Annotated in this window: 21 protein-coding genes and 2 pseudogenes; 17 read left to right on the top strand and 6 right to left on the bottom strand. The window is 56.1% G+C overall.

Annotation, left to right across the window (positions count from 1 at the left end; translation table 11 throughout):
* Nucleotides 1-9 precede the first annotated feature (9 nt).
* The 9 genes from EDM57_RS06100 (at nt 10) to EDM57_RS06060 (ending at nt 11,824) form a co-directional block, all read left to right on the top strand.
* Entirely contained in the window at nt 10-2,136 is a 2,127-nt protein-coding gene (locus EDM57_RS06100) for a methylmalonyl-CoA mutase family protein (protein ID WP_122903881.1), read from the top strand.
* The gene (gene scpA / locus EDM57_RS06095; protein ID WP_122903880.1) at nt 2,133-4,316 is read left to right on the top strand and encodes a methylmalonyl-CoA mutase; all 2,184 of its coding nucleotides are present in this window, start codon (nt 2,133-2,135) and stop codon (nt 4,314-4,316) included. The genes EDM57_RS06100 and scpA overlap by 4 nt, the downstream gene beginning before the upstream one ends.
* Nucleotides 4,313-5,359 carry a methylmalonyl Co-A mutase-associated GTPase MeaB gene (meaB, locus tag EDM57_RS06090; protein ID WP_122903879.1) on the top strand — a complete coding sequence of 349 codons (1,047 nt, stop codon included), beginning with the start codon at nt 4,313-4,315 and terminating at the stop codon, nt 5,357-5,359. The genes scpA and meaB overlap by 4 nt, the downstream gene beginning before the upstream one ends.
* Before the next feature lie 23 nt (nt 5,360-5,382).
* Entirely contained in the window at nt 5,383-6,933 is a 1,551-nt protein-coding gene (locus tag EDM57_RS06085) for an acyl-CoA carboxylase subunit beta (RefSeq protein WP_122903878.1), read from the top strand.
* 17 nt (nt 6,934-6,950) lie between these two features.
* On the top strand, nt 6,951-7,412 hold the full coding sequence (locus EDM57_RS06080) for an acetyl-CoA carboxylase biotin carboxyl carrier protein (protein WP_122903877.1): 462 nt from the start codon (nt 6,951-6,953) through the stop codon (nt 7,410-7,412).
* 14 nt (nt 7,413-7,426) lie between these two features.
* Nucleotides 7,427-8,803: an acetyl-CoA carboxylase biotin carboxylase subunit gene (gene accC / locus EDM57_RS06075; RefSeq protein ID WP_122903876.1), complete on the top strand. Its 1,377-nt coding sequence runs from the start codon at nt 7,427-7,429 to the stop codon at nt 8,801-8,803.
* A gap of 371 nt (nt 8,804-9,174) precedes the next feature.
* The gene (locus EDM57_RS06070) at nt 9,175-10,653 is read left to right on the top strand and encodes an Lsa family ABC-F type ribosomal protection protein (RefSeq protein WP_122903875.1); all 1,479 of its coding nucleotides are present in this window, start codon (nt 9,175-9,177) and stop codon (nt 10,651-10,653) included.
* 221 nt (nt 10,654-10,874) lie between these two features.
* Entirely contained in the window at nt 10,875-11,459 is a 585-nt protein-coding gene (locus EDM57_RS06065; protein WP_122903874.1) for a hypothetical protein, read from the top strand.
* A 26-nt stretch (nt 11,460-11,485) separates the two neighbouring features.
* A complete protein-coding gene (locus tag EDM57_RS06060; protein WP_122903873.1) occupies nt 11,486-11,824 on the top strand; it encodes a hypothetical protein in 339 nt (112 codons plus the stop codon).
* Nucleotides 11,825-12,143: 319 nt separating this feature from the next.
* On the opposite strand, the gene EDM57_RS06055 is transcribed toward EDM57_RS06060, so the two are convergent.
* Nucleotides 12,144-12,986 (bottom strand): alpha/beta fold hydrolase, encoded by an 843-nt coding sequence (locus EDM57_RS06055; RefSeq protein ID WP_122903872.1) that lies wholly within the window; start codon nt 12,984-12,986, stop codon nt 12,144-12,146.
* 83 nt (nt 12,987-13,069) lie between these two features.
* On the opposite strand from EDM57_RS06055, the pseudogene EDM57_RS06050 reads away from it, so the two are divergent.
* Nucleotides 13,070-14,014, top strand: a pseudogene (locus EDM57_RS06050) (helix-turn-helix transcriptional regulator); the annotation flags it as partial.
* A 382-nt stretch (nt 14,015-14,396) separates the two neighbouring features.
* Here EDM57_RS06050 and EDM57_RS06045 read toward each other — a convergent pair.
* On the bottom strand, nt 14,397-15,029 hold the full coding sequence (locus tag EDM57_RS06045) for a TVP38/TMEM64 family protein (protein WP_122903870.1): 633 nt from the start codon (nt 15,027-15,029) through the stop codon (nt 14,397-14,399).
* A 162-nt stretch (nt 15,030-15,191) separates the two neighbouring features.
* Between EDM57_RS06045 and EDM57_RS24030 the strand changes: the two genes are divergently transcribed.
* The 4 genes from EDM57_RS24030 (at nt 15,192) to EDM57_RS06025 (ending at nt 21,188) form a co-directional block, all read left to right on the top strand.
* Nucleotides 15,192-15,518, top strand: coding sequence for a heterocycloanthracin/sonorensin family bacteriocin (locus EDM57_RS24030; RefSeq protein WP_122903869.1), 327 nt, complete (start codon nt 15,192-15,194; stop codon nt 15,516-15,518).
* A gap of 152 nt (nt 15,519-15,670) precedes the next feature.
* Complete coding sequence (locus EDM57_RS06035) at nt 15,671-17,632, top strand: putative thiazole-containing bacteriocin maturation protein (protein WP_122903868.1); 1,962 nt, start codon at nt 15,671-15,673, stop codon at nt 17,630-17,632.
* Nucleotides 17,625-19,565, top strand: a complete 1,941-nt coding sequence (locus tag EDM57_RS06030; protein ID WP_122903867.1) for a TOMM precursor leader peptide-binding protein — start codon at nt 17,625-17,627, stop codon at nt 19,563-19,565. Before EDM57_RS06035 ends, EDM57_RS06030 begins: the two co-directional genes overlap by 8 nt.
* A gap of 27 nt (nt 19,566-19,592) precedes the next feature.
* Entirely contained in the window at nt 19,593-21,188 is a 1,596-nt protein-coding gene (locus EDM57_RS06025; RefSeq protein WP_122903866.1) for a SagB family peptide dehydrogenase, read from the top strand.
* An 84-nt stretch (nt 21,189-21,272) separates the two neighbouring features.
* On the opposite strand, the gene EDM57_RS06020 is transcribed toward EDM57_RS06025, so the two are convergent.
* The 3 genes from EDM57_RS06020 to EDM57_RS23220 all read right to left on the bottom strand — a co-directional run bounded on the left by EDM57_RS06020 (nt 21,273) and on the right by EDM57_RS23220 (nt 23,397).
* Entirely contained in the window at nt 21,273-22,526 is a 1,254-nt protein-coding gene (locus EDM57_RS06020; protein WP_122903865.1) for a cation:proton antiporter, read from the bottom strand.
* A 1-nt stretch (nt 22,527) separates the two neighbouring features.
* Nucleotides 22,528-23,025 (bottom strand): cation:proton antiporter regulatory subunit, encoded by a 498-nt coding sequence (locus EDM57_RS06015; protein ID WP_122903864.1) that lies wholly within the window; start codon nt 23,023-23,025, stop codon nt 22,528-22,530.
* A 222-nt stretch (nt 23,026-23,247) separates the two neighbouring features.
* Nucleotides 23,248-23,397, bottom strand: coding sequence for a hypothetical protein (locus tag EDM57_RS23220; RefSeq protein ID WP_170163401.1), 150 nt, complete (start codon nt 23,395-23,397; stop codon nt 23,248-23,250).
* A gap of 200 nt (nt 23,398-23,597) precedes the next feature.
* On the opposite strand from EDM57_RS23220, the gene EDM57_RS06010 reads away from it, so the two are divergent.
* From EDM57_RS06010 to EDM57_RS06000, 3 genes and pseudogenes are all read left to right on the top strand, one after another.
* Nucleotides 23,598-24,209, top strand: a complete 612-nt coding sequence (locus EDM57_RS06010; protein ID WP_122903863.1) for a DedA family protein — start codon at nt 23,598-23,600, stop codon at nt 24,207-24,209.
* A gap of 227 nt (nt 24,210-24,436) precedes the next feature.
* Nucleotides 24,437-25,297 (top strand): tryptophan 2,3-dioxygenase, encoded by an 861-nt coding sequence (gene kynA / locus EDM57_RS06005; RefSeq protein WP_122903862.1) that lies wholly within the window; start codon nt 24,437-24,439, stop codon nt 25,295-25,297.
* Between the two features lie 163 nt (nt 25,298-25,460).
* A pseudogene (locus EDM57_RS06000) lies at nt 25,461-25,814 on the top strand (YbaK/EbsC family protein).
* Nucleotides 25,815-25,842: 28 nt separating this feature from the next.
* On the opposite strand, the gene gltC reads toward EDM57_RS06000, so the two are convergent.
* Complete coding sequence (gene gltC, locus EDM57_RS05995) at nt 25,843-26,745, bottom strand: glutamate biosynthesis transcriptional regulator GltC (protein WP_122903861.1); 903 nt, start codon at nt 26,743-26,745, stop codon at nt 25,843-25,845.
* Nucleotides 26,746-26,838: the final 93 nt, after the last annotated feature.

The following is a 26,838-nucleotide window of genomic DNA, read 5'->3' as shown; positions in this document are numbered from 1 at the left end:
TCTGAACAAGTGAACAAAGACACACTGTTTACGCAGTTTCCCGTGCCAACGTACGAACAGTGGCGGGAAGCGGCAGAAAAATCGTTGAAGGGCGCGTCATTCGACGCCAAACTGTTGACCAAGACCTATGAAGGTATCGTCCGCCAACCGATTTACCGGACGGAAGATGTCGCAGGGTTGCCACACCTGGACGCAGAGCCGGGCCAGGCGCCATTTGTCAGGGGAACGAAAAATCCGTACGAAAGCGGCGCACAGCGCTGGGAAGTCTGTCAGGAAATAACGGCCCCGGACGCCAGGTCGTTTAACGAAACGGCTCTCGCGGATCTGGCTCGCGGACAAACGATGCTGAACCTCGTCCTCGACCGGGCAGCGCGGGCGGGACTGGACCCGGATGAAGCACTGCCGGAGGACATTGGAGCGGGGGGCGTTTCCCTGTTTTCTGCAGAGGAACTGGGCGAAGCGCTGCGCGGCATGAATCTGGAGGAACTGCCGCTGTTCATTCAAACCGGGCCGCTCGGCTTGCCGGTATTTGCCCTGTTGTTGGCCCATCTGGAAGCAAACGGTCAAAAAGCAGAGAAGCTGCGCGGCTGTATTGGCCAAGATCCGGTGGCAGCGCTGCTTGCAGAAGGCGAGGTTGCGTACTCGCTGGACACGGCGTTTGACGCCATGGCGAAAGTAACGCACTGGGCGAGCGAGCATGCGCCGCAGCTGAGGACGATTCTCGTCCAAGGCAACGCCTACTACGAAAGCGGCGGTCATGCCGTTGCCGAGCTTGCGTTTACGCTTGCGACGGGTGTTGATTACATTCAGGCCATGCTGGAGCGCGGGCTGACGATTGAGGAAGCGGCGGGCCGGATGCAGTTTTCTTTTGCCGTCGGCTCTGATGTGTTCATGGAAATCGCGAAGCTGCGTGCCGCGAAGCTGCTGTGGGCGAACATCGTCGCATCGTACGGAGGCTCGGTTGAGGCGCAAAAGATGAAGATTCACGCACGGACAGCCGCCTGGACGAAAACCGTGTACGATCCGTACGTCAACATGCTGCGCGCGACAACGGAAGCGTTTTCAGCAATCGTCGGCGGGGTAGACAGTCTGCACGTGTCGGCGTTCGACGAAGCGATTCGCCCGGCAAACGAATTTTCCCGGCGCATCGCCCGCAACACGCAAATTATTTTGGAGCAGGAGGCGCACCTGGCGAAGGTGGCAGACCCTGCCGGCGGCTCGTGGTACGTGGAATGGCTCACGGATGAGCTGGCCAAAAAAGCGTGGGAGCTGTTTTTGCAGGTGGAGGAAAAGGGCGGCATGATCCGTGCGCTTGCGACAGGCTTCCCGCAAGACTTGATTGCCGAGAGCGCTGCACGCAAGGCAAAAGACATCGCCGAGCGCAAAAGCCGCATCGTCGGCACGAACATGTATCCGAATCCGGCCGAGCAGCCGTTGCCGCAGCAGGAAGCACCTCTCCTGCATGAACAGCGCATCGCCGAACTGCGCGCGCATCGGGCGAAAAATGCACCATCTGCGCTTACCGAAGCGTTGGCAAAGCTGGCGAATGACACAGAAGATTGGGTCGGCCAGGCTGTACAGGCAGCGCTCGCCGGAGCGACCGTGGGCGATCTCACAAAAGCACTGATCCGCTCCGGACAAACAGCGACCGTCATCGCCCCGCTGCGTCCGCACCGCGCGGCCGAGGCGTTTGAAGCGCTCCGCAAGCAGGCGGACGAATATACGCACAAAACCGGACAGCGCCCGAGCGTCTTTCTCGCGGCAGTCGGCCCTGTGGCGAAGCATAAGGCGAGGGCGGATTTTGCCGCCGAGTTTTTCGCCGTCGGTGGCTTTGCGGTTTTGCGTCCGCAAGCATACGGCACTGCCGCAGAAGCCAAGGAAGCGGCACTCGCCTCCGGAGCGAAAATTACCGTCATCTGCTCCGACGATGCGAGCTATCCCGAGCTGGTGCCGACACTGGCCCAGGCGCTCAAGCAGGAAGCAGCCGACATGACCGTGCTGCTTGCCGGGTTGCCTGACGCCGAGCAGTTGGCCGCGTACAAGGCGGCTGGCGTAGATGACTGCATCCATCTGCGGACGAATTGCTATGAGATGCTGCGAGAACTTCAGGAGCGGACAGGAGTGAGTTCACGATGAACAGACCTGATTTTTCCAAAGTGCCGTATCGGGGCAGCCGGGACATTTCCGACCTGTTTCCAAGCCAGGTGGCATCCGCCGAAGCGAAAAAGCTTTTGGATGAGCAAATTTGGCAGACGCTGGAGCAAATTCCCGTCAAGCCTCTCTATACAAAAGAAGACGTGCAAGGCATGACGCATCTGGGCTACATGCCGGGCCTGCCGCCGTATTTTCGCGGGCCGTATCCGACGATGTACGTGACGCAGCCGTGGACGGTGCGCCAATATGCCGGTTTCTCCACAGCCGAGGAGAGCAACGCCTTTTACCGCCGCAATTTGGCAGCGGGACAAAAAGGGCTGTCGATTGCTTTTGACCTCGCGACGCACCGCGGCTACGATTCCGACCATCCGCGGGTCGTAGGCGATGTCGGAAAGGCCGGGGTAGCGGTAGACTCGATTCTCGACATGAAAATTTTGTTCGACGGGATTCCGCTGGACAAAATGTCGGTTTCGATGACGATGAACGGAGCGGTGCTGCCGATCATGGCGTTCTACATCGTGGCGGCGGAGGAACAGGGCGTCTCGCAGGAACAGTTGACCGGAACGATCCAAAACGACATTTTGAAGGAATACATGGTGCGCAATACGTACATTTATCCGCCGGAAGCGTCGATGAAAATCATTTCCGATATTTTCGCCTACACCTCAAAGCATATGCCGAAATTCAACAGCATCAGTATTTCCGGCTACCATATGCAGGAGGCGGGAGCGACGGCGGACATCGAGCTGGCGTACACGCTGGCAGACGGTCTGGAGTACGTGCGCACAGGACTTGCCGCCGGAATTGACATTGACGCATTCGCACCGCGCCTGTCGTTTTTCTGGGCAATCGGCATGAACTACTTCATGGAAGTCGCGAAAATGCGGGCAGCCCGCCTGATCTGGGCGAACCTCATCAAGCAGTTCAATCCGAAGAACGAAAAGTCGATGGCGCTTCGTACCCACTCGCAGACATCCGGCTGGAGCCTGACGGAGCAAGACCCGTACAACAACGTCGTGCGGACGTGCATCGAAGCGATGGCAGCGGCGCTCGGGCATACCCAGTCCCTGCATACGAACGCACTCGACGAGGCCATCGCGCTGCCGACGGACTTTTCGGCGCGAATCGCGCGCAATACACAGCTTTTCTTGCAGGATGAGACACAGATTACGAAGGTCGTCGATCCATGGGCAGGCTCGTACTACGTCGAATCGCTGACGAAGCAGCTCGTGGAAAGAGCTTGGGCGCACATCGAAGAGATCGAAGCGTTGGGCGGCATGGCCAAGGCAATTGAGACAGGCCTGCCGAAAATGAAGATCGAGGAAGCGGCAGCGAGACGCCAGGCGCACATCGATTCGGCGAAGGAAGCGATTATCGGTGTAAACAAATACCGTCTGGACAAGGAAGACCCGCTGGAAATTCTCGAAGTCGACAATACAGCGGTGCGCGAGGCGCAAATCCGGCGTTTGCAGGAGCTGCGCCAAAACCGCGACGAGGCGAGAGTGCAGGCGGCTCTGGCGGCGATTACGGAGTGCGCGCGCACAGGCGAAGGCAACCTGCTTGCGCTGGCGATTGAAGCGGCGCGGGCACGGGCTTCGCTCGGAGAAATTTCGGATGCCTACGAAAAAGTGGTCGGCCGCCACAAAGCGGTGATTCGCTCGGTCAGCGGCATCTACAGTTCGGAATACGCCGATGCCGAAGAAGTGGCGGCGGTGCGCAAGATGGCGGATGAGTTCGAGCAGTGGGAAGGCCGACGCCCGCGCATCATGATCGCCAAAATGGGCCAGGACGGGCACGACCGGGGCGCCAAAGTGATCGCGACTGCTTTTGCCGACCTCGGCTTTGACGTCGACATCGGGCCGCTGTTCCAGACACCGGAGGAAACCGCCAAGCAAGCGGTGGAAAACGACGTACACGTAATCGGGTTCAGTTCGCTCGCCGCAGGGCACAAGACGCTGCTGCCGCAGCTCGTCGAGGAACTGAAAAAGCTGGGGCGCGAGGACATCGTCGTCGTCGTCGGAGGGGTTATTCCGCCGCAGGACTACGATTTCTTGCGCGAGCATGGCGCTGCCGCCATCTTCGGTCCGGGTACGGTCATTCCGGTAGCGGCGCAGCACGTTTTGCAAGAGGTTGTAAAACGTCTGGAGGCTGCTGGCTCATGAGCGCAGGGGGAGACGGCAAAGCTTCGCTGAACTTTTCCTCCAAAGCTCGCCTCCCGCGCCTTTCCGTCGAGCAGTATGTCCAGGGCGTGCGCGAAAACAACCGGACCGTGCTTGCGCAGGCGATTACGCTTGTCGAAAGCAACTCCGCCGCCCATATGGAGATGGCCCAGGAGGTTATCCGCCAGCTTTTGCCGCACACGGGAAATTCCATTCGCATTGGCGTGTCTGGTGTGCCGGGAGCGGGCAAGAGTACGTTTATCGAGGCATTTGGCACGATGCTGTGCGAAAAAGGCCACCGCGTCGCTGTGCTGGCGGTCGATCCGAGCAGCACGGTGACGGGCGGCAGCATTCTCGGGGACAAGACGCGGATGGAGCTGTTGTCGCGCAATCCGCAGGCGTTCATCCGGCCGTCGGCGACGGGCGGCACGCTGGGCGGCGTCAACCGCAAGACGCGGGAGACGATGCTGATTTGTGAAGCGGCAGGCTACGACGTCATTTTGGTCGAGACAGTCGGCGTCGGGCAAAGCGAGACAACGGTCAGGTCGATGGTCGACTTCTTTTTGCTGCTCGTGCTGACGGGAGCAGGCGACGAACTGCAAGGCATCAAAAAAGGCATCATGGAAATCGCCGATGCGCTGGTGATAAACAAGGCAGACGGGGAAAACCGCACCCGCGCGCTGATCGCCAAGGGCGAATACAACCGGGTCTTGCACTATTTGCAGCCTGCGACATCCGGCTGGGAGACGAAGGCTTACATGTGCTCGGCGCTTACTGGCGAAGGCATTGCCGATATTTGGGACGTCATCGGACAGTTTCGCGAGAAGACAATGAAAACAGGCAGCTTCGCGGCCAGGCGCAAGGCGCAGCTGCGCGACTGGATGCACAGCATGGTGCAGGACTATTTGCGCACCACCTTTTTCGGCAATCCGCAGGTCGCGCAAATGCTTCCGGCGATTGAGCAGTCTGTCGCCAGCGGGGAGCTGTCACCGACGAGCGCAGTTCAGCAGCTGGTAGCGATCTACGAAAAAGCGATCATGAAATAGAGGAACAGGAAGAAGGTCGGACGATGAGCGATATGTACGAAAAAATCGACGAATTGATGGAACGAAAATTTAAAATCCAGCTGGGCGGCGGCGATGCGCGCATTGATGCCCAGCACAACCGCGGCAAGCTGACCGCCCGCGAGCGGATCGAGCTGCTGCTCGACCCGGACACGTTCGTGGAGCTGAATCCGTTTGTCGAGCACCGGGCCACGCACTTTGGGCTGGACCAGATGGAAGCGCCCGGCGAAGGCGTCGTGACGGGCTACGGGAAAATCAACGGACGCCCTGTCTACTTGTTCGCGCAAGATTTTACCGTGTTTGGCGGCGCGCTCGGTGAAATGCACGCAATGAAAATCGCCAAGGTGATGGATTTGGCGGCGAAAAACGGCGCTCCGTTCATCGGGCTGAACGACTCCGGCGGCGCGCGCATCCAGGAAGGCGTCAGCTCGCTTGACGGCTACGGTACGATTTTTTACCGCAATGCGATCTACTCCGGCGTCATCCCGCAAATTTCGGTCATTCTCGGCCCTTGCGCTGGCGGCGCCGTCTACTCTCCGGCCATTACCGACTTCGTGTTCATGGTGGAAAAGACGAGCCAGATGTTCATCACTGGCCCGAAAGTGATCGAAACGGTAACAGGCGAGAAAATTTCCGCCGAAGATTTGGGCGGAGCACGTGTGCATTCTACTGTCAGCGGCAACGCCCACTTCACGGCCGAGTCCGAGCAGGAGGTACTCGAAAGCGTGCGCAGGCTGCTCAGTTTCCTGCCGCAAAACAACCGCGATCGCGCCCCTGTAGTGGAAGGAGAAGCCGGCAAGGATTGGCAGGAAGAACTGATTGATCTGGTACCTGCCGAGAGCACCAAAGTGTACGATGTGCGCAAGGTGATCGAAAAAATCGTCGACTTTGGCGATTTCATGGAGGTGCAGCCAAACTTCGCGCGCAACATCGTCATCGGACTGGCCCGCATCGACGGCCACAGCGTCGGGATTATCGCCAACCAGCCGAAGGTGATGGCAGGAGGACTCGACATTCATTCCTCCGACAAGCTGGCGCGGTTCATCCGCTTCTGCGATTGCTTCAACATCCCGCTTTTGACCTTCGAGGACGTATCCGGCTTTTTCCCAGGGGTCAACCAGGAGCACGGGGGTATCATTCGCCACGGCGCGAAAATTTTGTACGCCTATTCGGAAGCGACTGTGCCGAAGATCACCGTCATTTTGCGCAAGGCGTACGGCGGCGCTTACGTGGCGCTCAACTCCAAGTCGATTGGCGCGGACATCGTCTACGCCTGGCCGAATGCGGAAATCGCCGTGATGGGACCGGAAGGCGCAGCCAATGTCATTTTTGCCAAGGAGATCGAGAGCAGCGAAAACCCGGCGGCGACGCGTGCGGAAAAAATCGCGCTATACCGCGAGAAGTTCGCCAATCCGTACGTCGCAGCCAGCCTGGGCATGGTCGACGATGTGATCGACCCGCGCGAGACGCGCCTGAAGGTCGCTCAAGCGTTGGAGATGCTTCGAAACAAGCAGGAAGACCGTCCATATAAAAAGCATGGGAACATCCCATTGTAAGAGGGGAGCGTCTTGGAATGAAGCTGCATGAACTGCGTGAATTTATCAAGCTGGTGAACCAGTCCTCCATTGAGGAACTGGAATGGCAAAAGGGCAAAACCCGGATCGTCATCAAAAAAAGCGAGCCTGTCGCAATAGCGGCAGGCGTGCTCCCTGAGCAAGCAAGCGAAGTCGAGCAAGGCTTTCAGGAAGCAGCGGCGACGGTTGCGGCAGAGCCGGTCGAAGCCGTCGCCGAGGAAAAAGCGCCAGAGGAAGGGACACAGCTTGTCCTGTCCACGGCTGTCGGCATCTTTTCCGCAGAAGTAACCGTCGGCCAGGCGATCAAGGCACAGGAGGTAGTCGGACGCTGCACCGTGGACGCGCTGCAACTGTCGTCTGACATTGTGTCGCCTGTGGCCGGGATCGTAACAGAAGTGCTTGTACCAGACGGTCAACTCGTCGATTACGGCAGAGCGTTGCTGGTCGTCAAACCACAGTAAGAAGGAGCGTTCCTATGTTCACGAAAGTATTGATTGCCAATCGCGGCGAGATCGCCGTGCGCATTATCCGGGCGTGCCAGGAGCTGGGAATCGCCACAGTCGCTGTCTACTCGGAAGCAGACCGCGAAGCGCTGCACGTCGAACTGGCTGACGAAGCGTATTGTATCGGCCCGAAGGAGTCCAAGGACAGCTACCTGAACATGGCCCGGATCATGACGGTTGCCTTGCTCACAGGCGTGGATGCGATTCATCCCGGCTACGGCTTTTTGGCGGAGAACGCTTCGTTTGCCCAACTGTGCCAGGATTGCTCCATTACGTTCATCGGCCCTGATCCGGAATCGATCACAAAAATGGGAGACAAGGCGGTCGCCAAAGCGACGATGAGCGCGGCGAATGTGCCGCTCGTCCCAGGCACGGACGGGCTGATCGACGACATCGACGAAGCGCTGCAGGTGGCCGAGAAAATCGGCTATCCCGTCATCGTCAAGGCGACAGCGGGCGGAGGCGGCAGAGGCATGCGCGTCGCCTATGACGCCGAAGAGCTGGAAAAAGCGATTCGCCAGGCGCAAAAAGAGGCGGAAACAGCTTTTGGCAACGCGGGCGTGTATCTGGAAAAATACGTCGAGGAACCGCGCCATGTGGAAATTCAGGTAATGGGCGACAAGCACGGCAACGTCGTCCACCTGGGCGAGCGGGACTGCTCGATCCAGCGTCGCCATCAGAAGCTGGTGGAGGAAGCGCCATCTCCTGCACTCGATCCGGAGCTGCGCGAGCGGATGGGACAAGCGGCTGTCGCGGCCGCAAAGGCGGTTTCGTACCATGGAGCGGGCACCGTCGAGTTTTTGCTCGATCGGCATGGACAGTTTTACTTCATGGAAATGAACACGCGCATCCAGGTCGAGCATCCGGTTACGGAAATGATTACGGGCATCGACCTTATCAAAGAGCAAATTTCGGTCGCGGCAGGCAATCGGCTGTCTTTTTCCCAGGAAGACGTCAAAATCAACGGCTGGGCAATCGAATGCCGGATCAATGCGGAAAATCCTGTGAAAAACTTCATGCCATCCCCCGGGAAGGTTCGCAACTACCTGCCGCCAGGAGGCTACGGCGTGCGCGTAGACAGCGCTGTATATCCGGGCTACGAGATTTCGCCGTTTTACGATTCCATGGTCGCGAAGCTGATTGCGTGGGGCACAACGCGCGAAGAAGCGATTGCTCGCATGAAGCGGGCGCTTGCCGAATTCGTGATCGAAGGCGTGCACACGACGATTCCGTTCCACGAAAAACTGTTGGAGCATCCTGATTTTGTCTCGGGTCATTTTGCGACCAACTTCCTGGAGAAAAATCCGCTGGAGCTGAAGGAAAACGAAGCCGCAAGCAGCAACAAATGACGAAAAGCACCCGGTCCGGCTCGTCAGGCGAGCAAGAGGCAGTCGCTCTTGCGCGCAGACTGGCAGCACCGGGACATTTGCTGTGGAGCGTGCCGGATCGTTGATCGAAACCATACGGCGTGGTAAAATAAGTGTACTTTGATGAACTGGAGTTGAAGCCGATGAAGTAAGCTTTCTTGCACGAGAAGGAAAACAATTGCGTTTTTTCGCATGCTTATTTCCTTGTATGCAAGAAAGTTACTGCATCTGTTCACTCAAGCGATATAGCCGAATCCGGCTCCTGGATGGAGTAGGTTTTGTTATGCGTATTTGAGCTGCAAGAGAGTAACTTTCTTGCAGCTCTTCTATTTTTATCCAGGGGGGATGATGGAATGTCGACCATCAAAGTGACGAATCTGACTTTTGCCTACGACGGCAGTTTCGATAACATATTTGAAAACGTGAGCTTCCAGATCGATACCGATTGGAAGCTGGGCTTTACCGGAAGGAACGGCAGAGGGAAGACGACATTTCTGAACCTGCTGCTCGGGCGCTATGAATACAGCGGCACGATCTCGGCGCAGGTGCAGTTCGAATATTTTCCGTATCCAATCGAAAACAAGGAGCGGATCACCGCAGAGATCATCCAGGAAATGATTCCCGATTATCTGCATTGGGAGCTTTTGCGCGAGTTTTCCTATTTGCAGATGGACGAGGAAGTGTTGGAACGGCCGTTTGCGACGTTGTCCAACGGCGAGCAGACGAAGGTGCTGCTTGCGGCGTTGTTTTTGAAGGAAAACAGCTTTTTGCTGATCGATGAGCCGACGAACCATCTGGACATGGCTGGCAGAAAGCTCGTGAGCGACTATCTCCAGACGAAAAGCGGCTTTATTCTCGTCTCCCACGACAGAGCTTTTCTCGACAACTGCGTCGACCACATTCTGTCCATCAACAAGACGAACATCGAGATTCAAAAAGGCAATTTTTCAACGTGGTGGGAAAACAAGGAGCGGCAGGACAACTACGAGCTGGCCGAAAACGAGCGGCTGAAAAAGGACATCAAACGGCTGTCCGAAGCCGCCAAACGCACCAGCAACTGGTCGCATGCGGTGGAAAAAACGAAAAACGGCACGCGAAATTCCGGCTCCAAAGTCGACAAAGGGTACATCGGCCACAAGGCAGCGAAAATGATGAAGCGCGCCAAATCACTGGAGCAGCGGCAGCATGCAGCTATCGAGGAAAAGTCCAGGCTGCTGAAAAACGTGGAGCAGAGCGATACGTTAAAAATTGCGCCGCTGGCGTACCATAAAGATCGCCTGGTCGAGCTGGTGGACGTCGGGATTTTTTACGGTGACAAGCAGGTAACAAGCGGTATCCGTTTTTCGATTTCCCAAGGGGAGCGAATCGCGCTGGCAGGGAAAAACGGCTCGGGCAAGTCGAGTATCCTCAAGCTGATCTGCGGCGAGGACGTGAGCTATACGGGAACGTTCCGCAAAGGAAGCCAACTGAAAATTTCCTACGTCTCCCAGGATACGTCGCACTTGCAGGGCAATTTGACCGACTTCGCCAGAAGCAACGGGCTGGACGAAAGCTTGTTCAAGGCGATACTGCGCAAGCTTGATTTTTCCCGCGTGCAATTTGAAAAAGATATGGCTGCGTTCAGCGGGGGACAGAAGAAAAAGGTGCTGATCGCCAAAAGCTTGTGCGAACGGGCGCATCTGTACGTATGGGATGAGCCGCTGAACTTTATCGACGTCATTTCGCGCATGCAGATCGAGGAACTGCTTTTGCAGCATGCACCGACGATTTTGTTTGTCGAGCATGACAGCGAGTTTTGCAAAAATATCGCGACGAAGGTTATCGAGCTGTAAGCAGGAAGCTGGTTACGGCAGCTCGCATCACGATGGCATTGGCTGTTCGATTGCACTCGTGAGGTCGCTTCGGTCATGGATGCTGGCTGGGACGAAAGCCAGAGCAATGCAACCGTCTGCGCAGAACACGCAAGCGCCAGGGAGCCGCCGTCTGTTCTTGTCCTGTTTTTCTCCGTCCGTTCATACGGTGTAAAGAGGGACTCATAGGCAGAGGTGATTTCATGAGCGCCGTTTCCCAGATTTTTGTGTTTGTCATCATCGCCTACGTCTGGTTTGCCTGGCTGGTTTGGCGCAGGAGAGGGCATATACAGCAAATGCACGGGATGGTAAGCGCCATGGCGGTCGGGATGCTGATCGGGCTGATCGCGGGCATGCTGTTTGGACTTGCCTTTCAGGGGAGTCTGTCCCGTTCCACATTGTGGGGGATGTCGGCTGGTGCAGTGGCAGGCTTTTTCGTGGGCTTGCCTTTATCGGCGCTGACCGTGATCGAAGGCACGTTGTCCGGGCTGATGGCAGGCATGATGGGGGCCATGCTTGGGGAAATGATAACGTTGGAGCAGGCGGAACCGCTTTTGTTTTTTCTGGTGATGCTGTACACGGCGTGTCTTTTGTTGATGGAGCGGTGGCAACTGCTTGAACAGAAGAAGGCGGAACCGTCCGCAACGTTGCTTGTGCTGCGGCATCCCGTCGTCGGGGCTTTGCTGCTGCTCGCTGTGTTTGTCTGGTTTCAGGCGATGAGCTTTGCGCCGTCCGAGTCAGACGAGCGGTCTGCCGAACCGATGCACCATGAACAACGACAAAAGTGAGAGAAAGGGAAAAACAGGGGGAAGGCATGGCGTTAAGCAAAAAAGGCACGAGGAAAATGACCGTAGGGCAAACCGATTATCGCTGGGTGGTCAGCCCCGCTGCGGACGGGATGATTGTCGCCACGATTCAGCATGCGGAAGGAACGGGACAGTTGATTCGCGTCTATGCCAAGGCAGACGTGCATGACGCGAGATTGGCAGGTGCAGACGGCTTCCTGCCAACGCGCGAACGCCGGGCCATCAAGCCATCTGATGTGGAGGCGATCATCACGGAAGCGGTGGCGCAAGGCTGGGAGCCGGAAGCAAAAGGCGCACCGCTCGTCTTCGACTGGAAGGGCAGTACGCTTGTCAGGCGAGGCAGGTAGCGGGTGGCGAACATTCTTTTCAGGCTCCAAAACAAAAGGGCAGTGGTCGGCCAGGAGTAGTGTGCCGTATGCCGCATGCATGCGATGCAGCACGCTCCAGGCAGGCCACTGCCTTTTTTGTCGGTGAAAATGTTACAGCATGCCTGTTTCGCAAAGGAAAGGCTTGTCTATACGGGGGAATCACACAGTCTGGCAACAATGTCTTCCCATTTGCAGTTGCGTTTGTTTACCATAATAATATTCTGTTAACAATCTAATATTCCCCGCCCTTGCCACCGCGCAGATTTGCAGTTCGATCTGGTTTAGGGTCTGGAATTTTTTAGGTCCTCTCATCTGTCGCTAAACAGCTATCCACCGTCTTGAGAAATTTGCTGACGACCTGAAAAAAGCCGTCCGGGTCCGCAGAATGAATATCGTGTCCGCACTCGGCAAATACGGCAAGCTCAGTGTTTGGTCTGCGCGCGGCCATTAGCCGGGCATGTGCTTCGTCCATGACGAAGCTGTGCTTGCCGTGAATCAGCAGCACGGGACAAGTCGAGGACAGCCAGTCTTCCCACCACGCTCCGTTGCAGTGCTCTTGCGAGATGCGCATTCCCGGGCAATCCGAACGAAAGCCAAAGCCGCGTTCATCCTCAAACACACTTTCCGCAAAGTAGTCCACGGCGCGCACACCGACCTGCCTCAATGCTTCTTTCAATTGGGCAAGCGAAGCGGAGCGTTCGGGGAGCCGTTCGGCAAAAGACAAGTCTGCCTGGATTTCGGCGCCGATGTCTTCGATGATGGCAGCCCGCACGTATTGCGGATAGCGGGCGGCAAACTGGTAAGCATTGAGCCCGCCCAAAGAATGACCGAGGATGACGACCGGCTGTCCGCCAAGCTCGGACTGGACAAAAGCCAGGATGTCTTGCAGATAGGCTGCTCGCGAGTAATCTTTTTCCGGCGAATGATCGCTCCAGCCGTGGCCGCGCTGGTCCAGGGCGAGCACACGCCAGCCTGTGAGCTGTCCGGCAAAGGTGCTGAAGACTCGCGCATCGTTCATATGCCCGTGCAGCAGCAACAGTACGTTTTCGCTGTCGCCGCCATAGTCGAGATACGAGAGGCGCATCTCGCCGGAGCGGAAAAATTTTCGCGTTGGGGTTTGTGGCTGTTGTTCATGGGACATGTTCATTCCTCCTCACTGGACTTTACCTTGATGGTAGCAGATAATAGTGACAAAACATGTCATGGTTAGAAGGAATGAGACAAATGTCCAAATCACAACGCCTGCTCGAACTGCTGATGGCTGTCAATCGCAAGCGTTCGTTTACCGTCGGAGAGCTGGCTCGTGAGTTTGGCGTCTCGCAGCGGACGATGCTGCGCGATTTGCAGGAACTGAGCGAGTGGGGAGTGCCGCTCTACTCCGAGGTAGGGCCTCATGGCGGCTACCGCGTGCTGAAGGAGCGCATCCTCCCGCCGATTGCTTTTTCCGAAGAAGAAGCGGTTGCCATCTTTTTTGCGATTCATGCGCTGCGCCATTATTCTTCGCTGCCCTTTGCGGCAGAAGCGGCTTCGGCCGTGAGCAAATTTTACGCCTGCATGCCGCCGGACGTGCGCGAGCGGATCGACCAGATGAGGAACCGGGTAGATTTTGTCACGCCGAAAAGGCAGGCGGAATCGCCGTATTTGTCCATCCTGCTCGAAGCAGCCGTTGAGCAGAAGGTGCTGGTCATCGAGTACGAATCACGAGAAAGGCGCTCCAGCCGCCACATTCAGCCGATCGGCATTTATACGCGCAACGGGCTGTGGTACTGCCCGGCCTATTGCTGGCAAAACGAAGATTATCGTGTATTCCGTTGCGACCGGATTCATGCTGCGGCGTTTGCCGGGGCGGAGTGGGAGCCGCTCGATTTGCGGGATGTTCATCTGGCCAATCGTAAGTCGCAGCGCGTGATCGCAGAGCAGGAGGGAAGCCCTGTATACGCAGAGCTGACAAGGGCAGGGGTGCAGATGTGCGAAGTGGAGGCGTGGGCCGCTTCTCTCCTGCATACAAGGCCGGATGGGACGGGCTGGCTTGCAGGCAGCATCGCGGAGGGAGACCTCGATTATTTTGCCAAATACTTCATAGGGTTGGGGCTGGAAGTGACAGTGCTGTGCTCACCAGAGCTTTTGGCGAGCATGAAAAGGTATTTGGCGGAGTTGACAGGCAAATACGGCGAAAAAGCAGAAGGAGGGACAGACTTGACGAATCGGAAGCAAAACGAAACGGCTACTGATTTTCCCAAGCTGGCAAAGCCGGCGCTGCGGGCGCTTGCCCAGGCCGGGTATGAGCGGCTGGAACAGCTCACGGCTGTCAGTGAGACGGAGCTTCTCAAGCTACACGGCATGGGGCCGAAAGCGGTGGAGCAGCTCCGGGATGCTTTGGCGGCGAAAGGGCTGTCTTTTGCGCGCGGGACGGACTCCCAATAGCGCGGTCTGCTGCATTGGTTTTGGTACCAGCGATTGCGGCGCAGCCCAGTTGTTTTCGTGCAGGGCAGTCCCGGAAAAATAAACCGTATGGGTTTTTCTACAGTCCGGCATAAGCAGCGAGAGCGAGCTACGAGGACGTCTTCGCCTTGCCGCGGGTCTGCCATCTGCGGTAGAGCAGGATGGCGATGCCGAGAAAGCCTGCATAAGCCAGGAGCGTGAGCAGGGAACGCTGGGCATTGTGGAACAGTTGATCGCCCAAAAGGGCAAACACCAGCATGGTCGGGATTTTTCCGATTGCGGTCGCGAGCGCGAAAGTCGGGAAGCGAACCGCGCTGATCGCCGCGTAAATGTTGATGACGGGCGAAGGGATGAACGGGATGAGGCGGGCGAACAGGACAGCCACGAAGGCGTTTTGCTCGAAGGCACGGGTCAACAGCGCCAGGCGCGGGTATTTTGCCAGGTAATGGCGTCCGGTTTGTTGATACCCGTAGCGCACAAACAGGAAAAACAGCCACGCGGAGCCGACAGAGCCTGTCCAGTTGATGAAGGCACCCCAAATCGGCCCGAACTTCGCGCCCATCATTCCGGCGAACAAGCCGAACGGAATGACCGGAAACAAACCAAGAAAAACAGACGCCAAAAACATCAGCGGCAGAAGCTGAATGGAATCGCTTTCAATCCAGTCCAAAAACATCTCTTTTTGCCAAAAACCGATCAAAAAGACGAAGGCATAGCCGAACAACAGAACCCATTTTTTCATGCGGACGCGCTCATCCTCTCTGACAATCCCTGCAACGCTTCATTTTATCGTACGAGCATAGCGCGATCAACCATATGATAGCCACTAGCCCGGATTTTACGCGCTTTGTCCGTTTCTTGACGCAAGCGGCGGCGGAGCGCTTCCGGTGTTGTCCCGCCAAAAATGGGCGTTTGCAGCCGGAACGAATACCTATCGCTGCTTCATACATGTAGAGTAGCTACATGCAGTGGCGGAGGTGAAGATCAGATGGATGATTTTAAAAAAGAGCTCAGAAAGCTGAAGACTTCGGAGTTCAAGGCGGAGAAAGTGACTCCTTGGCATAAAGAACAAGAACAGGAAGCGATGCTGGTTCGCAGCCGATGTGGCCGTTGCGGCCGCTGTGCCCGATGCGCACGATGCAGTTGTTCGTGCAGTTGCTTTTGCAGTTGTATTGGCACCTGCTTCTTTCCGTGCTTTTTCCCTTGCACGTCGTGCGCCCGTTGCTTCTAGCCGTTCACAACAAAAGCTCCCGTCAGGCTGTGACCTGGCAGGAGCTTTTCGGCTTTTTCCCGCGGGCATTTCGGACAAATCGTTCGACATAAAATGACCGTGACACCCTCATAGTGCGAAGTGGCGACTACAGCCAAGCAAGGAGGAGGAGCATGGTCAAACTGAATCCATCGATGCGTCTGGCAGTGAACCGGGATACGTTTTTTTTGCCGAGTCCCGACGGCAGCGTGTACTTTCGCAATAACGTCGGGACGTTTCGCATGGAAGGAGAAATGATCGATCAATGGGTCCAGAAGCTGTTGCCGATCTTCAACGGGGAATATACGCTGGCTGAGATCACCGCTGACTTGCCGGAGGAATACCAGACCCAGATTTATCGAATCGCCAACAGTCTGCTGCAAAACGGATTTGCCCGCGACGTCAGCGCGCGCAAGCCTCACCAGTTGTCGGCTGAAGTTGTGGAGCAATTTTCCGCGCAGATCGGCTTGGTCGAGCATCTGGCAGGCTCAGGCGGTTATGCCTTTCAGCTGTATCGGCAGCAAAAACCGCTCGCCGTAGGGGCAGGCCCTTTTTTACTGGCCTTGATTCACGCGTTGTGGGAGTCGGGCTGCCCGCATGTTCATTACGTGCTGACCAATCCTGCGAACGTGAATCGCAGCCGTCTGGCAGAGCTGTACGAACATGCCAGGAAAAAGGATGCGGAGGCAACACTGACGGAAATCTCGCGGAAGCAGCAGGGAAAAGCGGGCTGGGAGCAGGTGCTTGCACCGTTTTCGGCGGTATTGTACGTCGCGGATCAGTTGGAGCAAAGCGAGCTGCAGCTCGTGCATTCCCTCTGCCGGGAGATGGGAAAAACGTTCGTTCCCGCCTTTGGGCTGCTGCAAAAGGGATTCGCTGGCCCGCTGGTTCACCCGGGCTCGCAAGTGTGTCTGGAGTCGGCTCTGCGCCGCTTGCACCGCGTTTCCTTGAACGAAGACCCGCGTGACCATCCGTTTACGGCTACAACTGCCGCCCTGCTGGCAAATGTCGCTGTCTTTGAATGGTTCAAGCATGTGACCGGAATAGCAGAAACGGAGCCGGACAGCAAGCTGTTCATGCTCGATCTGGAGACGCTTTCGGGAAGCTGGCAAATGACGATGGCGCATCCGCTCGTTACAGGAAGTCTGCCTCCCGTCGCAGTAGAGGAACAGGAGTTGCTTGCGGAAGCCGTGCCGCCAAGGAAGGATCTGTTTGCTTCCTTTCAGGCGTGGACTTCACCTGACATCGGCATTTTCCACATCTGGGACGAAGGGGAGCTGGTGCAGTTGCCGCTTGCAGAGTGTCAGGTGCAGGCAGTCGATCCTGTAGCTGACGGGCCAGCGGAGCTGCTGCCTGCCTGCATATGTCCGGGGTATACCCATGAAGAAGCGCGTAGGGAAGCGGGCTTGCTGGGGGCGGAAATGTACGTGTCCCGCCTTGTCAGCGCGGGTGGCATCCGGACGGCTCATGCCCATCTGTTTGGCGGCGAGCCTGACCGGACACAGGAGAACGCCTGGGGCATAGGCGCAGGTGAGTCGAAAGCGGAGGCGCTGTGCCGCGCGTTGCATCATTACCTGCAAGCCAGGCTGGCTGAACAGGTGCAGTTGCAGCCGCCTGTGGTAACTTGCGTGAAGCTGCCAGAGCTGCAAGATGAGCCGAGTCGTTTTTACTTGCGCGCGCTGGCCATCGGGAAAGCGCAGCCTCGCATCGCCCAAGGTGCGGATGTTTGCGGTTTCCCAGTGTATTGGGTAGGGATTGGCCCAGACTGGTTTGGCAGTGTCGGTTTGCATGAAGCGGCGGCACTGCGAAAAGCGCTGCAAGTGGCGCTGCAAAAACAGCAGGGCATACCGGATGAGCAGCTCGCTCCCATCGTCAGGGTATCGGCCGTTTTGCTGGATCAGCCCGACCATCCCAAAGAAGTGCAGATTCGCCCTTGCCCGGAAAGCGAGATAGAGCTTTGGCGGCAGGCCCGTGACGTGCTCGCCCTTAATCGACTTGTTCCAGTGTTGCTGGATGCCGCTGTAGAGCCATTTTTACAGGAAGATTTGGGGGGAGTTATCGCTCTGTCGCTGCGAGAGGAGGAAGCGCATGGGTAAGGAGATTCTGATCGTGGGCGAAGGGCTGTTGGCTGATCTGGTTTACTCGCAGTTGCATGCGGATTTTCGCCTGACGAGACAGCGGACGGTCGAACGTGTAACTGCACGTGCCGACATGGCGCTAGTGCTGCAAGACGGTTGGCGGCCCCATGAGCATCTGGAAGCGGAAAAGTGGTTTCAGGCATCCGGCATCCCGTGGCTTCGGGCGTTTGTCTCCTTCGGCGAAGCAGTGGTTGGGCCGTACGTGCAGCCGGGGGTTCCGGGCTGCTCACAATGTGCGGACATGCGGCGGCTCATGGCGGGCCGTGATCGCAAGGAAATGTGGGAGCATCAGTTCCAGCTTACAGAAGAGGGAGGGGTGGCGACAGATGCCTGGGCTTCGCGCTCGGGACTTTTGCAGGTGAGCCATTATGTGGCGGCAGAAGTCCAGCGGGTCGCGGCGGGAAAACAAGCCCGGCTGCGCGACCATCTCCAGTTGATTGACTTGCAAACGCTGGCGAGTTCCCGCCACTTTTTTCTCGCCGATCCGCACTGCGGCGTTTGCGGGCAGTTGGCCGAGGACACGCCAGAGGGAGCGACTTTTGCCTGGAAACCGAATCCAAAGCGAAATCCGCACAGCTATCGTGTAAAGTCAATGGATGATTTGCAGCCTGCGCTGCGCACGGAATATGTGGATGCGAGGACAGGCTTTTTGAACGGAAAAATGCGCGATCTCGTCTCGGTTTACTCGGATGTGAGCGTCAATCTTCCGCTGTTTCCCCACGACGAAGCGACGGCAGGGAGGTCGAATTCCTACGCCGACAGCGAGTGGACGGCCATTCTGGAAGGGCTGGAGCGCTATTGCGGCTTGACGCCGCGCGGCAAAAAAACGGTTGTGTACGACTGCTACGCGAATCTGGCGGAAGACGCGCTCGATCCTCTGACGTGCGGCGTTCATTCCAGGGAGCAGTACGCTTTGCCCGACTTTCCTTTTCAACCGTTTGACGCGAAGCGACCGATGAACTGGGTATGGGGCTATTCCTGCATGCAGGAGCGACCGATCCTCGTGCCCGAGCGGATGGCTTACTACAGTCTGGGCTTTGGAGACGGGTTCGTCTTTGAGACGTCCAATGGCTGTGCGGTTGGAGGCAGTCTGGAGGAAGCGATTTTTTACGGCATGCTGGAAGTGGTGGAGCGGGATGCCTTTTTGCTCACCTGGTACGCCCAACTGCCGCTGCCAAGGCTCGATCCGGCATCGTCCGGCGACCGCGAGCTGGACTTGATGATCGCGCGTCTTGAGTCCGTCACCGACTACGAACTGCACATGTTTAATGCGACGATGGAAAACGGCATCCCGAGCGTCTGGATGATTGCGAAAAAACGCAAAAAGACAGGGCTGAATCTCGTCTGCGCTGGCGGGGCCCATCCCGACCCGGTACGGGCTGTCAAAAGCGGACTGCACGAAATCGCAGCGATGCTGCACAACCTGCATGACAAGTTCGAAGCCAATCGCGATCACTATTTGCGCATGTACCACGACGCCTCGCTCGTGAAAAAAATGGACGATCACGCTATGCTCTACGGCTTGCCGGAAGCAGAAGACAGGCTTGGCTTTTTGCTCGAAAACAACGGGCGAAAGCAGTCTTTTGCCGAGGCGTTTGGGGAGCCGGGCAGACATGCGGATTTGACCGACGACCTGAAGGAGCTGCTGGACGCATTCCGCCGCTTGCAGCTTGACGTGATTGTCGTCGATCAGACGACGCCAGAGGTTAGTCGCCTTGGGCTGTCCTGCGTGCGGGTGCTGATTCCGGGAATGCTCCCGATGACGTTTGGTCACCATCTGACCCGCCTGACCAATCTGGAGCGCGTTCTGCACGTCCCGGTCAAGCTCGGCTACGCCAAACAGCCGCTCACTTATACGCAGCTGAATCCGCATCCGCATCCGTTTCCGTAAAAACCGCGCCCCAAAGGGGGGAGAGCCATGAGTCTTGAACGTTTCCTGCACGACCTGCATTTTGCCACCGAGAAAGTCAGGCAGCCTGATCTGGAAGTGGACTGGGACGATGCTCCGCTGCCATTCAAACTGTACAGCGGCTTGCCGACAGTTTTGCTGCCTGCGGATGTGACACTGTCGCTGACAGGCGAAAAATTGATAGGCGAGCCGTCGCTTGCCCAGCTTGGCAGCCTGCTCTACTATGCGTACGGTCTGACAAAAGTCACCCAGGCGGTATTTCCGCAAAGCATCTCGGAGGATGCGCTGTTTCCCGTCCAGTCTTGCCGCAGGCCGGTCCCGTCCGGTGGCGCGCTGTATCCGAACGAACTCTATCTGTACGCGAAGCTTTCGTACATGGCGCAGGGCATCTATCATTACGATGTAGCGCATCATCGGCTGGTGCTGCTCCGCGAGGGCGACTTCGATGAATACGTGAGTCAGGCGCTCGGGCAGCGCTTGGCGATTCAACATTGCTTTGGCGTGCTGTTCGTCTCTACCTATTTTTGGAAAAATGCATTCAAATACGATCTGTTTTCATACCGCCTGCAAGGGCTCGATACGGGCGTGCTGCTCGGGCAATGGCTGACGTTGGCTGCTGGCTGCGGCATCGAGACAGGCGTGCACTATCTGTTTTTGGATCGCGCTGTCAACCATCTGCTCGGCTTGTCGGGGAACGAGGAAAGCGTGTATGCGATCATGCCGCTTGCGACGAAAACACAGAGAGCGTGGCAGATGTCCGACGTGCCGGGGGAAGGCCCTGCGTCCACACAGGAGACGACGGCCGAACAGTTGATCCGCCAGCTTGCACCTGTCACGCATCGGTATCAAATCGGTTCGCGAAGGCAAAAAGACTATCCGCTGCTGCGCGAGATGAATGAAGCGGCGATGTACGAGTCGACCGCCATGTTCGGAGAGCCGGCAGCAGCCGTCGAGGCACGAGACGCGGAAAGGGGGAGCGAGCGGCATGCTTTGCCGGAAGCGCCGCCGCAGCAGGTTGATCTCGCGGAGTTTTGCCGCCGTCGCACTTCGCCGGAGCTTGATTTTGTCTGGCGAAAAATGACGCGAGAGCAGCTTGCGGCTCTGTTGCAGGAGGCGTTTGGCGCTTTTCGCTACCGCCATGACTTAGGCGATACAGACAATGCGTTGCCCGCCCTGTACGTCTGTATCCATCAGGTGGATGGCATCGCGGATGGGGCGTACCGCTACGAACCGGACAGCCACAGCCTGGTGGCGAGACGGTACGGGGAGCAACGGACAAAGCTGCAGGCGGGCATGTTGCTCGACAATGTCAACCTGTTTCAAGTGCCGCTCTGTTTCCACGTAGTAGGGGAGAAAAACCATTTGCTGGACAAATGGGGATACAGAGGTTATCGGATTCAACAAATGCAGGCAGGGATCGCCGTACACCGCTTGCTGCTGGGGGCGTTTTCCTGCGGTCTGGGGGGACACCCGCTGCTCGGATACGATGTGGCGACAACTGACGAGATATACGGACTGACAGACGAACAGAAGACGTGCCTGATCCAGTTGCCGATAGGCTCGTACAGACCGCGAGTCCGTCTGGAGGGCAGTTTGCATGGATAATAAAAGAGAAGGCTGGTGTGCGCGAACGGCACAGACAGCCTTCTCTTGGTATGGGATTTTCTTTTGGCGTGTGGATGAACGACGCTACCCTTGTTGCTTTTCCGCGCTTGCAGCAGGCGAAGCCGCTTTGGCTGCTTTTGCCTGAAACATCCGCTCCAGTGGAAGCACTTTGCTGAGCAGGTTGTGAATGTGCTTCGATTCCTTCGTCAGGATTGGACCGAGAATGGCCAGAATCAGCACGTAGAGGGCGGTGAATGGCTGCAAAATTTCCAACAGTCCGCCTGCTTTCCCCATATTCGCAATCAGGATGGAAAACTCACCGCGAGCCGTAATCGTCAGACCGATGTTCGAGGAACCGCGTGCCGACAAGCCAGCACTGCGTCCGGCGAGCAGTCCGGCGGTGTAGTTTCCGATCAAGGTGACGGCGACAGCGGCCAGCGACAGCCAGACAGCACCGCCGAGCTGCGTCGGGTCAATCGACAAGCCGAAGCTGAAAAAGAACATGGCGCCAAAAAAGTCGCGGAACGGCAAGATCATGTGCTCAATTCTCTTCATATGGACCGTTTCTGCAAGGACCAGACCGACGAGCAAGGCGCCAATCGCCTCGGCTACGTGGATGGTTTCCGAAAAGCCCGCAACGAGGAACAGGCCTGCAAAGACCGTCAACATGAAAAGTTCATTGGATTTGATATTGAGCGCACGATTGAGGAATGGCACGAGCTTGCGCCCTACGATGATGAACAAAAGCATGTAGCCGAGTGCGATCAAGGCTGAGGTGAGCACACCGACGAAAGAGGTGGCTCCACTGAGCACAAGACCGGAGATGATGGACAAATAGACAGCGAGGAACAGGTCGTCGAACATAATCATGCCGAGAATCATTTCTGTTTCCGGATTGGCTGTCCGTTTGAGATCCACCAGCACTTTTGCCACAATGGCGGTGGAGGAAATGGTCGTAATGCCGGCGATTGTGAGAATTTCCTTGAAAGGAACTCCGGCAAAGTACCCGAAAAGCAAGCCGAGCGTAAAGTTGATGGCGATATAGATCGTGCCGCCGATTGCGATTGAGCGTCCCGCTTTAATCAGACGGCCAACCGAAAATTCAAGCCCGACGTAAAACAAGAGGAACAGCACACCCATCCGCCCCATGAAGTCAATGAGCGGTTCACTTTCAATAAACCGAAAATCGATCAAACCGATTGAGGCGGCGTGCGGCCCTACGGCCATGCCGATGAGGATGTAAAACGGAACGATGGAAAAGCGGAGTTTTTGCGAAATGTACCCTGCGACGGCAATCAAGCCGATCGCCAGACCAATCTCAAAGACGATGTGTTCCAAATCAAGCCCCCCCTGATACGAGTGTAGATTTTAACACTTTCACCTGCCCTCTCTCACCTGCGACAACCAGCGTCACGCCTGCTGTCAGCACGCACTCTGGTCCCGGACTTACGATTTGCTTTTGATTCTTTTCAATAATCGCGATGATGGTAGCCCCTGTCTTTTGGCGAATATCGAGTTCCCCGATTGACTTTCCGATGCAGGCAGACCCTGGTTCGATCTTGTACCACTCAATCACGAGCTGATCGAGCGCCATTTCAATCGTTTCCAGCGCTTTCGGCTTGTAGGTCATCCCGCCGATGATGCCCGCGAGCTGACGCGATTCCTGGTCGTCGAGAGTGACCATTGAAATGCTTTCGTCCCAGTCCGATTTGTCAAAATGATAAATTTCCCGTTGGCCGTCATCGTGGATAATGATAATCAGCTTGTCGCCACTTTTTGTTTCCACCTGGTATTTTCGTCCGATTCCTGGCAAATCTGATTCCCTGATATTGAACATGGACTACGCCTCCTATAAGTGGAATTCACCTGAATTCGACAAACAAATAATTGTTTGCTAATATCATCATATACTTAAATGATGCAAAAAGTCCACATTTCGAAACAGTTTGCAATAAATCTGACACACTTTCGCAATAACTTCTAAATGGACATGAGAGCACACAAAAAAGACCGCCTCTGCGAGTAGCTCAGATAAACGGTCTTCAGCTTGGTGTGAACACTACGATTGTCTTCTTTTGATTTCTTCCAGCAGCTTGATGATTCGTTCGTTTGGCTCGACTTGCAAGAGGATGTTTGCGTTCATTTTCCGCAGGGCATCGTACAGGGCAGCCAGAGCAGCAACGGCAATGAAGGCAGCCAAAGCCAGCATTGGATCGCTCCTTTTATATTTTCTCGCTCTAGCAAATGATCTATCTAGCAGAAAAGGTGTACCGTATTTTCCAGATTTGGTGTGGGCAAGGTCCTTTACTGCACGCTTTCTCCGGGGCAAAAGTCGCTTTTCATTGAACTATGAACAAATCGTCTCTATACTTGAAGCATAAGCATCGGTTGATACAAAGAAGGGGTAGTATGCAAAACTGGCTGACGCAAGTGATTGAACAATACAGCTATCTGGGCATTTTCCTGATGATGGCGCTGGAAAACGTTTTTCCGCCGATTCCTTCCGAAGTGATCCTGACGTTTGGCGGTTTTATGACCACACACTCGACACTGACCGTTCCGGGTGTCATTTTGTCGGCTACGTTCGGGTCCGTACTCGGCGCGATCCTGCTATACGGCATCGGGTACTATTTGGACGTGGGCAAAATCGAGAAGGTCGTGGAGCGCTGGGGACATCTGCTGCGGATCCAGCAAAAAGACGTCCGGAGAGCGCATGCCTGGTTTGACAAATACGGTTATTGGACGATTCTGTTTTGCCGGATGATTCCGTTGGTGCGCAGCCTCATTTCCATTCCGGCGGGAATGACCAGAATGAACCTTCCGCTGTTTTTGCTGTTTACGAGCATCGGAACCTTTTTGTGGAACATTGCCCTGGTGTGGGTCGGGGCGTTTCTCGGTGAATCGTGGCAGGATGTTCTGCACGTGATGGACGTGTACTCGCATATTGTCTACGGGGTGATCGCGGTCGCAGCAGTCGTTTTTCTTACGGTGTTCCTGCGCAAACGGAGAGTCAATCCGTAAAGCGCTGTCGGCGGTTGTCATTGGCCATCTTTCGTTTTGCGAAAGGTGGTTTTTTCACGCGGGGAAAGTTTCGTGAAGAAAAAAGATTGCGGGCAAGAGACAATCAGCAGGAACAAGGCATGACGTGCAGAAGTAATAGAATAGAGGATAAGCATTCGCACTTAAACAAGTGTTTAAAAATGTAAGCGCATACAAACTGGCAACATGAAAAAGGAGGCCGACCACAGATGAATCCTCACCAGCATGGAAGCAACGAACCGGACAAATTCTCATTGGAAAAGGAGATCCATACCGATTTCCAGAAGGAGATGACGTACGGCGACTATTTGCATCTGGACAAAATTTTGGCGAGCCAAAAGCCGCTGTCGACTCATCACGATGAGATGCTGTTCATCATCATTCACCAGGTGAGCGAGCTGTGGATGAAGCAGATTTTGCACGAGCTTGCTGCTGCGATGGAGTGTATTACCAATCACGAGCTGGAGCCGGCATTCAAGATGTTTTCGCGGGTGTCGCGCATTCAGCACCAGCTCATCAAATCGTGGGATGTCCTCTCCACGCTCACTCCAGCAGATTACTTGCAGTTCCGCGACAAGCTGGGACATTCGTCCGGATTTCAGTCCTATCAAAACAGGCTGATCGAATTTGCGCTCGGCTATAAAAACGCGCATGTCCTCGCTGTGTACGAGCATCAGCCGAACCTGCACGGGCAGTTGAGCAAAGCGCTGCATGCGCCAAGCATTTACGATGCGGCGATCAAGGAAATGGCAGCGCGCGGCCTGCCGATCGACCCGGCGTGTCTGGAACGGGACTGGTCGCAGCCGTATCAGGCAAATGAGAGCGTCGAACAGGCCTGGCTGACCGTATACCGCAACGTGAACCAGTATTGGGACTTGTACGAGCTGGCAGAAAAGCTCGTCGACATCGCCAGCCAGCAGCAGCAATGGCGTTTCAACCACATGACGACCGTGGAGCGCATCATCGGACAAAAGCCGGGAACGGGTGGCTCCTCTGGCGTAACTTATTTGCGCAGAACGCTCGATCACCGTTTTTTCCCGGAGCTGTGGAGCTTGCGCACGCACCTGTAGACATGGCGATCCCTGCAACCATTCCGCCTCGCTATTTCGCGTGAGGCGGTTTTTGGTTTTCGCAAAACGCAAAAGCAATACAGGGCGAGCCGCCGAACGGGCAAACGTCTGTTGCGGACGACGTGCAGTTTGACCATTGGAGAGCGAAATGGAGTGTCTAATGATGAAGCAAGCAAAAACGAATGTGATGCGGATGTTGGAAAAAGAAAAAATCGACTATACGATGCTGAACGATCGGACGGACGACGGGAAAATGGACGGTATCTCGGTGGCGCAATAAATCGGCCGGGAAGCCGGAGTTGTCTACAAAACACTCGTTTCGCAGGGCACGAGCCAGGGGTATTACGTTTTCGTCATCCCGGTGGAGGCGGAGCTGGATCTGAAAAAAGCGGCGAAGATGGAGCGGATCATCGTCAGCGGAGGAAAGATCGGCGTGCAGATTGAGCTTGGAGTCGACGGACTGCTCAAGGCGACGAAGGGCCGACTGGCTGACGTCTCTGCGGGGCCAACGGCGTAAGGGGGGGATTTTACCCCACCCATATTCCCTAGCTGTACTTGCTCAACACATCAAAAAACTCTTTCAAAAAATGATAAAACAACTTTTCCGAAGGCGGCAGTTCCCGGTTGTTCGGAATGATGATGCCGACTGTTCGCTGTACGAGCGGCTCGCTGATCGGAATTTTCACCGTCTCGCGCGGCACATTGTCCGTCAAAGTCAGCTCCGGCAGTAGCGTAACGCCCAGGCCGGCGGCGACGAGTCCCTTGATCGCGTCGATGTCCTCGCCCTCGAAGGCGGTTTTGGGCGTGAAGCCCATTTGCGAACAGGCATTCACCGCAATATTGCGCAGGATGAACCCCGGCGGAAACAGCACGAACGTATCGTCCTGCAACTGATCCAGGCGCAGGCTCGGCTGTTTGGCCAGCGGGTGCTTGGCGGGCAGCAGCGCGACGATGTTTTCCGCGAAAAAAATATGGCTGCGCACGTTTTTTTCCTGGGTCGGAACCGGGCCGAGAAAGGCGAGGTCGATTTCTCCGTTAATCACAGAGTCGATCAGCCCCTGGTAAGAGCCTTGCCGAAGCTGGAAGCCGATGTCCGGATACCGTGCGCGAAAGCCGGAGATGACCGTCGGCAGAGGATTCGCGGCCAGACTGCTCGTAAACCCGACGCGAATCGTCCCGCGCTCCGGATCGAGAAACTCGTCAATTTTTTGCTTTGCCTTTTCAATCTCGTTCATGGCCAGTTCCACGTGCTTCAGAAAAATTTTGCCTACAGCCGTCAGTTTGACGTTTCGACCTTCACGGATGAACAGGGAGACGCCAAGCTCTGTCTCCAGGTTGGCGATTTGCCGGCTCAGGGCGGATTGGGCAACATGCAGGTTGTGCGAGGCTTCCGTGAAGTGCTCGCGCTTGGCCACTTCAATGAAGTATTGAATCTGTCGTAGCTCCATGAGTACCCTCCATTCCCAATTGATCTCGTTTTGAGATTAATATTGAGTAAATTATATATTGTTTGTATCGTTTCACTCAATCTAAAATTGTGT

Origin of the sequence: Brevibacillus gelatini, from assembly GCF_003710935.1 — a bacterium.
Lineage (GTDB): Bacteria > Bacillota > Bacilli > Brevibacillales > Brevibacillaceae > Brevibacillus > Brevibacillus gelatini.
Note: the sequence above shows the minus strand (reverse complement) of the source record. Positions and strands in the feature narration are given on the sequence as shown.

What these genes read in the sequence shown, in the direction of transcription:
- EDM57_RS06030 (WP_122903867.1), top strand. Translation starts at nt 17,625, where the DNA reads ATGGGTAAGGAGATTCTGATCGTGGGCGAAGGGCTGTTGGCTGATCTG.
- gltC (WP_122903861.1), bottom strand. Translation starts at nt 26,745, where the DNA reads ATGGAGCTACGACAGATTCAATACTTCATTGAAGTGGCCAAGCGCGAG.
- EDM57_RS06035 (WP_122903868.1), top strand. Translation starts at nt 15,671, where the DNA reads ATGGTCAAACTGAATCCATCGATGCGTCTGGCAGTGAACCGGGATACG.
- scpA (WP_122903880.1), top strand. Translation starts at nt 2,133, where the DNA reads ATGAACAGACCTGATTTTTCCAAAGTGCCGTATCGGGGCAGCCGGGAC.
- EDM57_RS23220 (WP_170163401.1), bottom strand. Translation starts at nt 23,397, where the DNA reads ATGCTGGCTTTGGCTGCCTTCATTGCCGTTGCTGCTCTGGCTGCCCTG.
- EDM57_RS06080 (WP_122903877.1), top strand. Translation starts at nt 6,951, where the DNA reads ATGAAGCTGCATGAACTGCGTGAATTTATCAAGCTGGTGAACCAGTCC.
- EDM57_RS06015 (WP_122903864.1), bottom strand. Translation starts at nt 23,025, where the DNA reads ATGTTCAATATCAGGGAATCAGATTTGCCAGGAATCGGACGAAAATAC.
- EDM57_RS24030 (WP_122903869.1), top strand. Translation starts at nt 15,192, where the DNA reads ATGGGCGTTTGCAGCCGGAACGAATACCTATCGCTGCTTCATACATGT.
- EDM57_RS06055 (WP_122903872.1), bottom strand. Translation starts at nt 12,986, where the DNA reads ATGTCCCATGAACAACAGCCACAAACCCCAACGCGAAAATTTTTCCGC.
- EDM57_RS06065 (WP_122903874.1), top strand. Translation starts at nt 10,875, where the DNA reads ATGAGCGCCGTTTCCCAGATTTTTGTGTTTGTCATCATCGCCTACGTC.
- EDM57_RS06045 (WP_122903870.1), bottom strand. Translation starts at nt 15,029, where the DNA reads ATGAAAAAATGGGTTCTGTTGTTCGGCTATGCCTTCGTCTTTTTGATC.
- EDM57_RS06010 (WP_122903863.1), top strand. Translation starts at nt 23,598, where the DNA reads ATGCAAAACTGGCTGACGCAAGTGATTGAACAATACAGCTATCTGGGC.
- meaB (WP_122903879.1), top strand. Translation starts at nt 4,313, where the DNA reads ATGAGCGCAGGGGGAGACGGCAAAGCTTCGCTGAACTTTTCCTCCAAA.
- EDM57_RS06070 (WP_122903875.1), top strand. Translation starts at nt 9,175, where the DNA reads ATGTCGACCATCAAAGTGACGAATCTGACTTTTGCCTACGACGGCAGT.
- EDM57_RS06060 (WP_122903873.1), top strand. Translation starts at nt 11,486, where the DNA reads ATGGCGTTAAGCAAAAAAGGCACGAGGAAAATGACCGTAGGGCAAACC.
- EDM57_RS06025 (WP_122903866.1), top strand. Translation starts at nt 19,593, where the DNA reads ATGAGTCTTGAACGTTTCCTGCACGACCTGCATTTTGCCACCGAGAAA.
- kynA (WP_122903862.1), top strand. Translation starts at nt 24,437, where the DNA reads ATGAATCCTCACCAGCATGGAAGCAACGAACCGGACAAATTCTCATTG.
- EDM57_RS06085 (WP_122903878.1), top strand. Translation starts at nt 5,383, where the DNA reads ATGAGCGATATGTACGAAAAAATCGACGAATTGATGGAACGAAAATTT.
- accC (WP_122903876.1), top strand. Translation starts at nt 7,427, where the DNA reads ATGTTCACGAAAGTATTGATTGCCAATCGCGGCGAGATCGCCGTGCGC.